General features: G+C 50.2%; 15 protein-coding genes and 1 tRNA gene. 3 read left to right on the plus strand and 13 right to left on the minus strand.

Annotated elements, in window-relative coordinates:
• The first annotated feature begins 1 nt into the window (after position 1).
• Positions 2–439: a universal stress protein gene (locus F608_RS0125005; RefSeq protein ID WP_022668480.1), complete on the plus strand. Its 438-nt coding sequence runs from the start codon at positions 2–4 to the stop codon at positions 437–439.
• Between the two features lie 73 nt (positions 440–512).
• Here the strand turns inward: F608_RS0125005 and F608_RS0125010 are convergent, their stop codons facing one another.
• The 6 genes from F608_RS0125010 to ftsY all read right to left on the minus strand — a co-directional run bounded on the left by F608_RS0125010 (position 513) and on the right by ftsY (position 4111).
• Positions 513–959, minus strand: a complete 447-nt coding sequence (locus F608_RS0125010) for a DUF2147 domain-containing protein (protein ID WP_022668481.1) — start codon at positions 957–959, stop codon at positions 513–515.
• 205 nt (positions 960–1164) lie between these two features.
• Positions 1165–1593 carry an Hsp20/alpha crystallin family protein gene (locus F608_RS0125015; RefSeq protein WP_022668482.1) on the minus strand — a complete coding sequence of 143 codons (429 nt, stop codon included), beginning with the start codon at positions 1591–1593 and terminating at the stop codon, positions 1165–1167.
• Positions 1594–1759: 166 nt separating this feature from the next.
• The gene (locus F608_RS0125020) at positions 1760–2044 is read right to left on the minus strand and encodes a hypothetical protein (protein WP_022668483.1); all 285 of its coding nucleotides are present in this window, start codon (positions 2042–2044) and stop codon (positions 1760–1762) included.
• A 54-nt stretch (positions 2045–2098) separates the two neighbouring features.
• Entirely contained in the window at positions 2099–2539 is a 441-nt protein-coding gene (locus F608_RS0125025) for a GNAT family acetyltransferase (protein ID WP_022668484.1), read from the minus strand.
• A gap of 15 nt (positions 2540–2554) precedes the next feature.
• The gene (locus F608_RS0125030) at positions 2555–3001 is read right to left on the minus strand and encodes a GNAT family N-acetyltransferase (RefSeq protein WP_022668485.1); all 447 of its coding nucleotides are present in this window, start codon (positions 2999–3001) and stop codon (positions 2555–2557) included.
• Positions 3002–4111 (minus strand): signal recognition particle-docking protein FtsY, encoded by a 1110-nt coding sequence (gene ftsY / locus F608_RS0125035; RefSeq protein ID WP_022668486.1) that lies wholly within the window; start codon positions 4109–4111, stop codon positions 3002–3004.
• 166 nt (positions 4112–4277) lie between these two features.
• On the opposite strand from ftsY, the gene F608_RS0125040 reads away from it, so the two are divergent.
• Together F608_RS0125040 and F608_RS0125045 are read left to right on the plus strand one after the other, a co-directional pair.
• The gene (locus F608_RS0125040; protein WP_022668487.1) at positions 4278–5693 is read left to right on the plus strand and encodes a GGDEF domain-containing protein; all 1416 of its coding nucleotides are present in this window, start codon (positions 4278–4280) and stop codon (positions 5691–5693) included.
• An 85-nt stretch (positions 5694–5778) separates the two neighbouring features.
• On the plus strand, positions 5779–7869 hold the full coding sequence (locus F608_RS0125045; RefSeq protein ID WP_022668488.1) for a 6-phosphofructokinase: 2091 nt from the start codon (positions 5779–5781) through the stop codon (positions 7867–7869).
• Positions 7870–8056: 187 nt separating this feature from the next.
• Here the strand turns inward: F608_RS0125045 and ahbD are convergent, their stop codons facing one another.
• From ahbD to secG, 7 genes are all read right to left on the minus strand, one after another.
• On the minus strand, positions 8057–9178 hold the full coding sequence (ahbD, locus tag F608_RS0125050) for a heme b synthase (RefSeq protein ID WP_022668489.1): 1122 nt from the start codon (positions 9176–9178) through the stop codon (positions 8057–8059).
• The gene (hemB, locus tag F608_RS0125055) at positions 9178–10152 is read right to left on the minus strand and encodes a porphobilinogen synthase (protein ID WP_022668490.1); all 975 of its coding nucleotides are present in this window, start codon (positions 10150–10152) and stop codon (positions 9178–9180) included. The genes ahbD and hemB overlap by 1 nt, the downstream gene beginning before the upstream one ends.
• A gap of 11 nt (positions 10153–10163) precedes the next feature.
• Positions 10164–11345, minus strand: coding sequence for a 12,18-didecarboxysiroheme deacetylase (gene ahbC / locus F608_RS0125060; protein ID WP_022668491.1), 1182 nt, complete (start codon positions 11343–11345; stop codon positions 10164–10166).
• Positions 11342–13087 carry an AAA family ATPase gene (locus F608_RS0125065; protein ID WP_027363105.1) on the minus strand — a complete coding sequence of 582 codons (1746 nt, stop codon included), beginning with the start codon at positions 13085–13087 and terminating at the stop codon, positions 11342–11344. Before F608_RS0125065 ends, ahbC begins: the two co-directional genes overlap by 4 nt.
• A 43-nt stretch (positions 13088–13130) precedes the next feature.
• Complete coding sequence (locus F608_RS0125070) at positions 13131–13316, minus strand: hypothetical protein (RefSeq protein ID WP_022668493.1); 186 nt, start codon at positions 13314–13316, stop codon at positions 13131–13133.
• Positions 13317–13444: 128 nt separating this feature from the next.
• Positions 13445–13529 (minus strand) — tRNA-Leu (locus F608_RS0125075).
• 9 nt (positions 13530–13538) lie between these two features.
• The gene (gene secG / locus F608_RS0125080; protein WP_022668494.1) at positions 13539–13871 is read right to left on the minus strand and encodes a preprotein translocase subunit SecG; all 333 of its coding nucleotides are present in this window, start codon (positions 13869–13871) and stop codon (positions 13539–13541) included.
• Positions 13872–13881 lie beyond the last annotated feature (10 nt).

The following is a 13881-nucleotide window of genomic DNA, read 5'->3' on the forward strand; positions in this document are numbered from 1 at the left end:
CATGTTCCAAAAAATATTGGTTCCCATTGATATCGACTACCCCGGGACATCCAAGGCGGTTTATGACAATGCCGCAGAGCTTGCCTCCCTGAGCAATGCCCAGATCCGGATTGTCAGCGTCATGCCCGGGTTCACCATGCCCATTGTAGCCTCCTTTGTGACCGAGGATATCAAGAATGAGGCCAGGGCACACTTTAACCAGGCCCTTGAAAATTTTATCCGGGAAAATTGTGCCCAGGGCAGAGTCACCCATAAGGTGCTCGTGGGCAGGCATTATGAAGAGATCTTAAAAATGGCGGACAAATGGGGCGCCGATCTCATCGTGGTATACCATAATCACCGGCGGCCCATTAACGAGGCTTTTTCCGATACCTGTGCCCGTAAAATTGTTAAACATGCCAATTGTTCGGTTTTACGGCTGCGCAACGTATTGAAGTGAAACCGCAGCCAGGCAAAAACAAAGGCCCGGACCATAAGCTCGGGCCTTTGTTTTTCTTTTTCTCCGGGATCCTTTATTCCATCCGATGCCAGGTCTGGGTCCGGTAAAAGAAAAGAATGCTTCCCCTTACCTTGAGCTTGTCTTCTTCCACCCAGATTTTACAGGCGTAGATTTTCCCCTTTTTCGGATCCAGGATCGTGCCTCCGGAATAGGTGTCTCCGTCGGGCTCAAGGCCCTTGATCACCTCCATGCCAAGGGTGGGTTGATCTTTCCTGGGATCATCATCCGGACATTTACTGCAGGTGGGATGGGGGTCCTCTCCGGGTTTCCGGAAAAGCTTGACAACCTTCCCATAAAATTTTCCGTCCTTTTCAAAGATTTCAACAATGGATTTGGGCTCGTTGGTTTCATCATCAATGGTTTTCCATTTCCCCTCTACGGGCGCCTTGGCAGAGGCTGAGCAGATAATGCAGAAAGAAAAAAGAACCAGGTAAACACAAAGCTTAAACATCTTTTTCATGACTTGTCCCCCCAAATGTTGTCGTTAAATCGTTGCTGTGAACACTGTTTTAGTACATAGTTCCATGTTTATCCCCTGTCAAGGAAAAAAATAGGACAGGCCGTGCAGGCGTCCCGGAGATGGGGTGCGGTCAGAGGGTGCAAAAATGGAAAAACCGGGGCCATGGGCCCCGGTTTTTCTGATTGAACAGAGTGGATTTGAAAATTTAATGGATGGTGATCTGTTTTACCTCTTCTTTGGCCGGGTTCTTTTTCAGGGTGATTTTGAGAATCCCGTCTTTAAAATCAGCAGATACTTCGTCGGTCAGGATATCATCGGAAAGGGAAAAGGACCGCTGGAAGCAGCCAAAGCTTCTTTCTCTTTTATAGTAGTTTTCTTTTTTCTCTTCCTGCTCAAGTTTTCTTTCCCCCTTGATGGTCAATACCTTTTCCTTGATGTCAATGGAGATGTCTTCTTTTGAAAGACCGGGAAGTTCCACGTTCAGTACGACGGCATCCTCTTGATCCAGGATATCGACCAGGGGATTCCACACCCGGGTTTCCCTGGGAAAGAGCTGGGGATCATTGAAAAAGCCGTTAAAAGAATTTCTGAACAAAGACAGTTCGCTTAAAGGGTTATATCGTACAAGTCTCATTGTTATTCCTCCTGTGGTTGGTTTCCTCTCCTGGTGTTCAGGAGCTTTCGTTTGAAAACAAATTAACCACAATGAGAAATATGTCAACTAAATAATTAAACTTTTTTTATTCATTACTAAAATATAATATACTTTTAAAGTAATGTTTTTTGGGGTTGGATCGACTTTATTTTTTTTTCCCGGCCGCAACCCATAGCGCTGCCCAGGAAAGGATCACCGGCAGAATACCGATGCAGACATAGAAGGCAAGCCTGCCCTCCCATGGTTTTAAAATCAGGGCCGCAACAAAAGGCAGCAGGATGCTGGCGACGATTCCGGCCCGCATTCCGGGGGATAATTTCCCGGAAGGCTTTTGGGAGACTTTTTTAGGAGCCGGTTTCATCATTCGGGGGACAATGAGGATCAGGCAGATGAGAAATACTAAAACAAGGATCTCGCTTATTCCGGTCAAATCTATTTCCTTTTATGGAGCTGCAATTTTTTTATCGAAGATTCTGAAACAAGGCTATTCTGTATCATTTTCAAGCCGCTTGCTCAACACCTTAACCGGATCATCGGAATAATCCCGGTTTTCATAAAATCGGATCACCTTGGAATTGGTTTTCCTGACCATGAGGTTGATTTTGGGACACCCGAGCCTGGCCAGGGCCTTTTCCGCATGGTCAAGAAGTGCTTTTCCGATCCCAGTTTCTCTCAGTTCCGGAGTCACCCCGAGGTAGTATATCCAGCCCCTGTGACCGTCATATCCCGCCATGCAGGACCCCACTAGGGTTTCCTTTTTCCAGGCCAGGAAAAAAAGCTCGGGATTCTGAAGAAGTTTGCGCTGGATATCTTTCTCAGGATCATTCCAGGGACGGGTGAGGCCGCACTCTTCCCAGAGTTGAATGACCTGGGAAGTTGAGTCGGGGGTAAAGGGTTTTATCTCCAACGGGTCCATAAATTCCATTTTAAATCTCCGGGATCAGACTCTCTTTTCCATGAACAGGCTCAAAGGGTCTTGTTTATACTTCCCAAAGGGAGGGCAGGGGAGAAACCCCATTTTTTCATAGAGCCGGATGGCCGGGATCTGTCGGATACCGGTTTCCAGTCGGATCATATGAATGTCAACTTCCTTTAAATGGGCTTCCAGGGCCTGAAGGATTTTTTGCCCGATGTGCAGGCCCCGGTATCTTTCAGGCACGTACATGCGTTTGATTTCACCGTAATCTTCAAACCGTTTCACTGCCCCGATCCCCATCAACTCGTTATTACGTGAAGCTCCCACAAAATAAACATTGGGCCGGATCAAGGTTTCAATGTCATCCAGATGGTTGCTTTCGGCAGGGTAGAGCCCGGCCTGAAACTTATCCAGTTCACGGATAAAGCCAAGGACCCTTTCATCCCTGGGAGAGATTAGAGAGATTTTCACCTAGTCCTCGAACAGGGCATTGATAAAGAGTTTGGCATCAAACTCCTGGAGGTCGTCAATGCTTTCTCCCACGCCGATATACTTGATGGGAAGATCCATGGATTTTGAGATGGCAGCCACAATACCTCCCTTGGCCGTACCGTCCAGTTTGGTCAGTGCGATCTGGGAAAGGCCCACGGCCTCATTGAATATCCTGGCCTGGGAAACGGCATTCTGACCGGTGGTGGCATCGAGTACCATGAGCACTTCATGGGGAGCCCCTTTCATCTTCTTGCCCACGGTCCGCTGGATTTTTTTGAGTTCTTCCATGAGATTTTTCTGGGTGTGAAGCCTGCCTGCCGTGTCAATGAGAAGAACATCAATTCCCCTTGCCATGGAGGCCTCCACCGCATCATAGGCCACAGCCGCAGGATCTGCTCCTTCCCGGTGTTTGACAATGGATGCATTGGATCTGTCGGCCCAGATTTCCACCTGTTCGATGGCTGCGGCCCGGAAGGTGTCTGCCGCAGCAATCAATACTTTTTTGCCCTGGCGGGTATACTTCATGGCCAGCTTGCCCAGGGTGGTGGTTTTGCCGGTTCCGTTTACCCCCACCATCATGATCACCCGGGGTTTGGGCACGGCCCTGTCCGGTTCTGTTCCAGGATCTGAGGGAAAAAGGGCAATGAGTTCATCCTTGAGCACCTGCTTTAATTCATTGGCACTGGATAAGCCCCGGCTTTTTTTCCGGATCCTGTCCATCATCTCCATGGTGATATCAAGGCCCAGATCCGAGGTGACCAGAAGTTCTTCAAGTTCTTCAAACAGATCCTCGTCAATGGCCTTGGCCGATGTGAACAACTCGTTGATATCCGTGGTCAGGACATCCCGGGTCTTGCTCAAACCGGATTTCAGACGGCTGAAAAGCCCGGAACCGGAACCTTTTTCGTCTGTTTCCGGCTCGGCCGGTGTTTCCGGTGTTTCCGAAATTTGAGGGCTGGAAACCGAGGCCTGCTCTGGTTCTTTCATCCGGGACTGGGAAGCCTCCTGTTCGGGAAGACCTTTCTCCTTTTGTGCCGGGTCCGGGGAGGGCGGAACCTCTTTTTTCCGTTTAAACAGGTTAAAAATCAAACAAAGTTCTCCTATCAAAGGTTGATCATGCGTATGATCTTTTACAATTTTCAAAAGGTAGAATCAAGTTCAAGTTTTTCTGCTGCTCCGGGCTTTACTTTATTGGTGTCAGTCGTTTAAGATAGAAGAGGTCAAATCAACGAAAGGTGAAGAAAAAGGACAAAACATGGTAACGCCTTTGGACGAGAAAATTGCAATTCTTCAGGACCAGGTGAAAAAGCTTCAATCCCAGAAGGACAGCCTGATAAAGGAACTGGATGAGGTAGAGGAGAGGGCGGAGGAAAAAGACCGGCTGTACAATAAGTACTTTCCCGTCATCATCGACATGGTGGCCCAGGATGAAGATTCTTCCTTTTCCCGGGCCTGCAAGGAGATCAGTACAGGGCTGAAAAAGAGAACATCCCTGACCAAGATGACCTATGTATTTGAACAATTAAAGACCGCCATGATCAAAGAAGACATCGGCCCGGTTTCCCTGAATAAGAAAAAATCCATATTCTCTTCCTTTAAAAAATCTCCCACGGATCGGTTTATAGAGGAGTTCAAGCAGGATTACCATGACCTGATAAACGGCCTCAGGTCCTGCCTGGAGGATACTTACACTCCCGCCCTTGACAAGGCTGCCGCAAGCATAATCAACCTTTCCGATACCGGGGACATCCCCGGGATCCGGGATCAGATCTTCAATCTTTTGTTTTCCTATATCTCGGACACCAACCAGGACAGGGAAAAGGTCAGTCTGTTTGTCCTTGAGATTGCCGATAAGATATTCCAGATCGAATCCAAGCTTATCATTTCCCATGAACAGACCGATTCCATGTACAAATCCGGACAGGGGTTTGAGAGTGTCCTTCAAGATGAAATGGGAGAACTGAAAAAAACTTCTGATATAGCCACCAGCCTGGAGGAACTCAAATCCCAGATCACAGCCAGACTGGCCTCCATTGACCAGGCTCTTTTAAAGAAACAGAAAACGGAAAAGGTCATCCAGATGGCTGCAAGAAAGAATATGGATGCCTTTAAGTCCGGATTTGTTAAACTTAAAAAAGAGCTGGACCAGGCCACCCGTCATTCCCGGGAACTGGAGAAGAAAGTCCAGCAGGATCAGTTGACCGGCGCCTTTAACAGGAGGGCATATGACAGGAAGATTCTGGAGGAGATGGAACGGTTCAAACGGTACGGTACGGTTTATTCCCTGTTGCTCATTGACGCGGACAGATTTAAGAATATCAATGACCGGTACGGCCATGCCATTGGTGACCGATGCCTAAAGGAGATCATAAAAAGGAGCCTGCCCCTGATCCGGACCAATGATATGCTGGCCCGGTACGGTGGGGAAGAGTTTGTGGTGATCATGCCGGAGACCGAGTCCGAAGGGGCCAGGGTCGCGGCGGAAAAGATTCGAAAGACCATAGAAAAAATCGAATTTCTCTATAAAAACGAAAAGGTGAGTGTAACGGTAAGTATCGGTATCTCCCAGGCAAACCCAGAAGATCAGAATCATCTCCAGGTGTTTGAACGGGCGGATATTGCCGTTTACAAAGCCAAGGAAAACGGACGAAACCAAGTGGTGGTCTACTAAACCCCAACCTTGCATACAAAATTTAGGAAAAGCAGGGTAAACTTTCCACCAAAATCTATTTTACATCCACTGAACAGGAGTGTGCATGAAACCACAACCCGGACCCAAACCGGAATCCATATTGAATCATCCCCTGGTCAAAGAGGCAGTCGCAGATATCAATCCGGAAAATATTGAAAGAAGGTCATTTATCCCCCAAAAAATCAAGGTTTTTACCACCGGGGATTCCTGCCTGGAAGAAAAAGAGGAATTCAAATTCACGCTGCACAAGGAGGCCCGGCGAATCCTGCCGGATATCATTGATAACTCTGTTCAGAAGATCGTAGATCCCGGAGATTCCGCCCGGGATCAGAAAAAAGAGTTTAAACGGAAAACAAGGATCGGGGTTGTCTTTTCCGGAGGACCTGCCCCGGGCGGGCATAATGTGATTGCCGGGCTCTTTGATGCCATAAAATCCTTTAACCCGGATTCCCAACTCTTTGGCTTTCTCAAGGGACCCGACGGGATTCTGGAATCCCGGTATATTGAAATTACCCGGGACCTCGTGGACAGGTATCGGAACATGGGAGGTTTTTCCATGATCCGGACCGGCCGGACAAAGATCGATTCCAGGGGAAAGATGGATCTGGCTCTGCAGACCTGCCGGAATCTGGGACTGGACGGTCTGGTCATTATCGGGGGAGATGATTCAAATACCAATGCCGCCTTTCTTGCCCAGCACTTTAAATCATCCGGCATCAAGGTCATCGGGGTTCCCAAAACCATAGACGGGGATATCCAGGTCAAAACAAATGACGGTCAGACGCTTTGTGCCATATCCTTTGGGTTTCACAGTGCGGCCCGGGGATTTTCCCAGAATATTGCAAGCCTTGCCTCGGATGCCGGATCCACCACGAAATACTGGCATGTCTGCAAGGTCATGGGCCGGGTGGCCAGTCATTTGACCCTGGAAACCGCACTTCAGACCCATGCCAACCTTTCTCTGATCGGCGAGGAACTGGCCGACTACGTCAATAGAGATCGACTTGAAAAGGCAGAAGAAGGGGGAATCGTCGATTATAATGCATTTGGGATTACCCTGCGCCACCTGTCCCGTCTGATCTGTAATACCATTGTCCGGCGGGCGGCCTTTGGAAAGAATTACGGGATCATCATCATTCCCGAGGGAATTCTTGAGTTTATCAACGAAATCCAGGTCTTTATCATCAAGCTCAATAAGATCATAGCAGATTACAATCATATCCATGATATTAGCTTTCACCTGGTCTTTCCCGGATTGAAAGACAAGCTGGAGTACCTTCGCCATATCAGCCAGGGCATGGTGGACAATACCCCTTTTCCCATCTGGAACCTGAGGGATGACGAGCTGTTTAACCAGCTGCCCTCTTTTTTCCAGGAAGGCCTGCTGGTGGAGCGGGACCTTCACGGCAATTTTCAGTTTTCCCAGGTCAAGACCGAAAAAATCATCATGGACATGGTCAAGGAGTACCTGGGGGTATTAAAAGAGCAGGGCAGGTATAAGATCGGAATCGACAGGGAGGAATACAAGACCCTTATGGATACGGGAAACCTGGATCTTCAATCCCATGCCAAGGCCCTGTTCAAAGATCCCCTGGCAGACTTTCTTCTGGTCAGGGAATCCATCATCTCCCTGAAGACCTTGAAGCAGGCCCTGGTTTCCAATGACCTTCTGGGGGACGAAGAGGAAATTCCCAGACCTGTCGTGGAGATATTCAAGAAATCCCAGCCCGAGTTCAAGACCCAGACCCATTTTTACGGATATGACGGAAGGGGCTCGGACCCCACCCAGTTTGACTGCACCTATACCTATAACCTGGGGTTTACGGCCTTTCATCTCATTGCCAATGGATCCACAGGACAGATGGCCGCCATCAAAAATCTGGAAAAGGATTTTTCCCAATGGGAACCCATTGGAATCCCCATTGCCAGACTCATGCATCTGGAGGAACGAAAAGGCAGACTGGAGCTGGTCATGGAAAAGGCCTTGGTTGACCTGGACTCCAATGCCTTTAAGGTCTTTAAGATGGTCAGGGAGAAGTGGGTGGCGGCAAAGGCCGGACCCGATGCCTATCGAAGACCCGGGCCCATCCGTTTTTCAGGCAGGACTGAAGAAGACCGGCCCATCACCCTGATGCTCAGTTCCCTTGACGGATAAAACCGGGATTCGGTCTCAAGGCCTCCCATAAAAATCAAGCGGGCCATCCAAGGATGGCCCGCTTGAGAGAGATGATAGGAGGAGGGCTTTCAGAAGCAGAGCTTCCGTCTGCTGATTGGTTTATACCACTTGATGCTTACAGGAACCTTACCCCAAGATTACCATCCGATCATTTTACCAGGCCGATTTAACCGGCGGAATGTTTTTTGGGAATATAAGAGCAGAGGGGTTCTTCCGACAGATAAGAGCCTGTGGCCTCATAGGCCCGGGCCCGGCATCCCCCGCAGACCCTCTTGTACTCGCAGATTCCGCATTTGGGATCGAGTTTGGAAAAATCCCTTAGTTCGTTGAATACCTTTGAGTTTTCCCAGACCTCTTTAAAGGTCTGCTGGGTGATATCCCCGCAGGTCACGTCCAGAAAACCGCAGGTCTGTACCCTTCCCACGTGGGAGATAAAGCAGAACCCGGTTCCGGCAAGACATCCCCGGGTCACGGCGTCCAGGCCGTGGGTTTCAAAACTGACTTTTTTCCCGTCGGCCTTGGCCCTTTGTCTTAATATCCGGTAATAGTGGGGGGCGCAGGTGGCTTTGAGCTGGAGTTTTGTCTTTTCCCTCTGGTCGTAAAACCAGTTCAGGGTCTTTTCGTATTGTTCCGCGTCAATGGCGGAATCCAGGATATACTTTCCCCGGCCCGTGGGAACCAGGAGAAAAATATGGTGGGCCACGGCCCCCATCTCCTCTGCCAGAGATAAAATTTTGGGGATTTCCTCCAGGTTGGCCTGGGTGATGACCGTATTGATCTGGAATTCAAGTCCCACATCCCGGGCGATCTTTATCCCCCGGATGGCATGGTTAAAGGCATTGTCCACCCCCCTGAACCTGTCATGGGTCTCGGGATTGGAACCGTCCAGGCTGACACTGATCCGTTTGATACCCGATTCCTTCATCTTCAGGGCGGTTTCCCGGGTGATCAGGGTTCCGTTGGGGGCCATGACCATGCGGAGGCCGATTTGGGTTCCGTAGGCGGCAATATCGAATATATCTTCCCTGAGAAGGGGCTCTCCCCCGGTGAGGATCACAATGGGGGTGCCGACCTCCCGGATCTGTTCCAGGAGCGTAAAGGATGCCTTTGTATCCAGCTCGTTTTCATAGGGATGGTCTTCGGCCACTGCCCGGCAATGCTTGCAGGAGAGGTTGCACCTCCGGGTGGTTTCCCAGGCCACCAGCCGGATGGTGTTGGGTTCCGGTGGTCCCGAAGAAGGATGACCGCCCGGATGGGAAGCAGAGGGATTCTGATTTGAATGGGTCATTATCCGTTCAACTCCCTTGCTACATCAACGGCCGAGTAGGTCAGGATCAGGTCGGCTCCGGCCCGCTTAATGGATATCAGGGTCTCCATGATAATCTCTTTGGCATTTACCCAGCCCATCATCTCCCCGGCTTTCATGATGGAATATTCCCCGCTCACGTTATAGGCGGCAACCGGGAGATCAATCTCCTGTCTGAGCCGGTAAATGATATCCAGGTAGGACAGGGCAGGTTTCACCATGATGATGTCTGCACCTTCCTCAATATCCATGGTGGCTTCCCGGACGGCCTCGTCTGAATTGGCCGGATCCATCTGGTAGGTCTTGCGGTCCCCGAACTGGGGGGCGCATTCGGCAGCCTGGCGAAAGGGGCCGTAAAAAGCAGAGGCATATTTTACGGCATAGGACATGATGGGGATATGGGTGAATCCTTCATCGTCCAGAATGCCCCGGATCTCAGCCACCCGTCCGTCCATCATGTCTGAAGGGGCCACCATGTCGGCGCCTGCCTGGACATGGGAAAGGGCGGTGCGGGCCAGAAGATCCAAAGAGGCGTCATTGTCGACGCATCCCTTTTCAACCACCCCGCAATGGCCGTGGTCTGTGTACTCACAAAGGCAGACATCGGTGATTACGCTCAGATCGGGTACGGCTTCCTTGACCGCGGAAACCGCCTTCTGAACAATGCCGTCGGAGGCATAGGCACCCGTGGCAAGCCCATCTTTCTTGTCCGGAATCCCGAAGAGGATGACCCCGGGGATACCGGCATCCCTGGCCGCCCGGGCCTGGTCAACGATGTGGTCCACGGAAAGCTGGAACTGCCCGGGCATGGATTCAATGGGTTTTTTAACGGCCCGGCCCTCCACGGCAAAAAGCGGAAGGATAAAGTCATCCCCGGAGAGTTTGGTTTCCCGGATCATCCGTCTGAAATTGTCCGTGGCCCGAAGCCGTCTGCCCCTGTAATCGGGAAAAAGCATATTGGATCTCCTTATTTTTTGATTTCTTCGTCGGTAAGATAGCAGGCCGGATCAGAATCCCAGGGATCATTGGCCACGGATTCGGCCCGGGCCCTGAAGTTGCCGGCACAGATATCGAGCCATCTGCACTCTGCACACCGTCCCTTGACATGCTTTTTCTTTTCCTTCATCTTCATGAGAAACTCATTTTCAGGGTCTGTCCAGATTTTGGAAAAAGGCTTGTCCTTTATATTCCCGAAACTGATTTCCCGCCAGAACTGGTCCGGATGAACCTCACCGTCCCATGAGATGCATCCAATGCCCCTGCCGGAGTTGTTGCCCTCGTTCATCTCCAGGAGTTCCAGCACCTCTGCGGCCCGTTCCGGGTCTTCATCCAGAAGTCTCTGGTAGACATAGGGACCGTCTGCATGGTTGTCCACGGTGAGGACCTCCTTGGGTTTGTTCCGGTCGTGGAGATCCCGGGTCCGGTCCATGATCAAGTCGAGTACTTTCCGGGTTTCCTCGTGGCTTAAATCCTCCTTGGCAATTTCCGACCCCCGTCCGGAATAGACCAGATGATAAAAGCAGGCCCTTGGGATATTTTTTTCCTCCAGAAGGTCGAATATGCCTGGAATATCCTGGACATTTCTCTTGTTGATGGTAAAGCGCAGCCCCACTTTGATGCCGGCTTCCTGGCAGTTTTCAATGGCCTTCATGACCTTTTTAAAAGAGCCTTTTACTCCCCGGAACATATCATGGGTCTTTTCCAGCCCGTCCAGGCTGATTCCCACGTAGGAAAGACCGATCTCCTTTAAAACCATGGCTTTTTCCCGGGTAATCAGAGTCCCGTTGGTGGAGATCACCGCCCTCATCCCCTTGGAGACGGCATATCTGGCATAATCCACCAGCCTGGGATGGACCAGGGGCTCCCCTCCGGAAAAGAGAAGGACCGGGACCCCGAAATCGGCCAGGTCGTCGATCATGGCAAGGGCCTGTTCATGGTTCAGTTCATTGTCATAGGAGATGTCTTCGGATCTTGCGTAGCAGTGGACGCATTTGAGATTGCACCGCCGGGTCATGTTCCAGACCACCACGGGCTTCTTGTCCTTGGAAAATTGAAGCAGATGGGAAGGCAGTTTTCCGGAATGCCTGGAGTAGCGTAAGGTATCCGAAGGTTCCACGGTGGCGCAGTAAAGTTTTGAGATTCCAATCATTTAATTTCTTTCCTGATAAGATCGTTTAAATAGGATTCATGGTCCAGCAGGGCTTTCTTGGAAAGAAAAAACCGGTTCTTCCCGGCTTTTTCCCGGATCAGATTAAATCCGTCGTAAAAGCTGTCATAAATGGTTTTCAGAATTTCTTCGCTGGTGGCGTTATGGTCGATGAACTGCTGGATCAGAAAATCAACGGCATCTTCTTCAAAAACCAGATTCAGGTCATGGGATTTGGAGACCTCCAGTTCCATCTCCTTGACCGAGTCATGGAATTTCTTGACCTGCTTGACCGCAGTCTCAATTTCCATGACCCGGGTGGTAAAATACTGGGCCACCATTTCACACCGGGTTTCGGACAGGGTCAGGCCGTGACGGAGGGAAAGGACTTTCCAGTTTTCCCGCAGATAATCGGTAATATAGGTTTTAAAATTTTGGCAGGTCCTTTGAAAATCCATTTCCAGCTGCTCTTTGTTCTCGTTGGAGATGACTTTCTCAAGGATAGAGGCCGGAGAGGATAAAACTTCCTTGTTGACGGTCAAATGCCGGATATGGGTTGAAGGCAGTTTCTCTTCAAACTCGATAAGGGCGTCTTCCACCACGCTCACAAGCCCCCTGGCACCGGTATTCTCCTGAAAAGCCCGTTTGGCCAGTTCTTTAAGGGCATTATCACTGAAAACAATGTCAATGCCATAGGCGGAAAAGTCAAGCCGTTTATTCAGGATAACCGGATTGTTGGGCATCTTGAGGATGGCGTAAAGGTCTTTTTCCTCAAGGGTGTCCAGGACGCATCGGACCGGAACCCTGCCGATGAATTCGGATTCAAAACCAAACTTGACCAGATCTTCCGCCCGGGTCTGTTTCAGCAGATCAATTTCATCCCTGGCCTGGGCCAGTTTGGAACCGAACCCGATGCTTTGGCGGGTGAGCCGTTGCCGGACCACATCGGAGAGACCTGAGAAGGCACCGCTGAGGATGAAAAGAATATTGGCCGTATTGATCCTCCGTTTACTCCTCTGGCCGGTTTTCTGGAAGAAATCGAGTTCCTGCATCATGGAAACCGGATCATGGGGTACTTTTAAATCGACATCGGTTTCTTCCATGGGCTTTAAAAGTGCGCGCTGGACACCGGTCCTGGAAATCTGGGCACCGATAACGCTGGGGCTTGAAGCGATTTTATCGATTTCATCTATGTAGACGATCCCGCATTGGGCCAGTTCAATGTCATCGTCTGCCTCCTTGACCAGGTCCCGGATCAGGTCTTCCACATCACCGCCCACATAGCCGGTTTCTGAAAATTTTGTGGCATCGGCCTTGACAAAGGGGACTCCGATCTTTTTGGCAATCAGCCGGATCAGATAGGTTTTCCCGATCCCGGTGGGACCGAGCATAAGGATATTTGATTTGATGTTCCCGGTGAGCCTCGGATGGCCCTCTCCCCCGGTCTGGGCATGGCGGATCCGGTTGAAATGGGTGCAGATCTTTGTGGAAAGAACAGACTTTGCCTTGTCCTGGCGGACCACGTACTGGTCCAGATGGGCGATCAGCTCCGCCGGTTTGATATCGAAATCAATCAGTTGATTTTTGCCTTTGGAAGGAGACTTGCCGGAAACAGGGGCCTTCTGGGGCTGGATGGAAGGGGAGATAATCCGGACATTCCCGCCGAATTTCTTGTTGAGAAATTCTCCGAGTTCCTTTTCAATCTTCTTGGGGTCCTGGGCCTGGTACTCGCTTAATATTTTCATAATAATCTTAATATAACCAAGATCGTTCAATGTTCAAGGCAGGCTAGGATTCCTTTTTTCCCTTTGTCTTGAAATAGGAGCACGGTTTTCCAGAAGCCTGGAATACCACCATGCTGGGAAGCTGCTTGGTTTTAAATCCCATTGCACGGCAGCCGTTGGGATGTTCCGGTTCCCAGGTCACATAGAAGAACCTGCACTTAAAACAATCTCTTCTGGTTTCCTCGGTCATGGTCTGCTCATGGGGGTGACGGTTTACGTGTTAACCCCGGAGAACGCATCCCCGGGTTTAATCCTTTGTATTTTCAACCCTGAAAACAAAAAAAGCCACGGACATTCTGCCCGTGGCTTGATTTTTATTGGTGCCGAAGGGGAGATTTGAACTCCCACGGGTCGCCCCACACGCCCCTCAAGCGTGCGTGTCTACCTATTCCACCACTTCGGCATGATCGTATTAGTCTGCGGCGTTATTCCCCTGATCACTTTGGTTGTCATCTGCCTGGGTCTGTTCAATGGGAGCAGGTGTTGTTCCTGCCTTCATGACGCTGGTTTCAGATTGGTGACCCGACAGATAGGCCAGGGTCAGAGAGGTAAGCATGAAGATAATGGCCACCCCTGTTGTGATTTTGGCCAGAAGGGTAGCAGGACCGGCCGCTCCGAAAAGGGTCTGGCCCGCTCCTCCGCCAAGGGATACTCCCATTTCCGCACCTTTTCCGCTCTGAAGCAGAACGATGAGGATCAGAAGAATGCAAACGATGATATGTAAAGTAACGATTAAGGTTGTCATTATTTTTTCA

The organism is Desulfospira joergensenii DSM 10085 (genome assembly GCF_000420085.1).
Taxonomy (GTDB): domain Bacteria; phylum Desulfobacterota; class Desulfobacteria; order Desulfobacterales; family Desulfobacteraceae; genus Desulfospira; species Desulfospira joergensenii.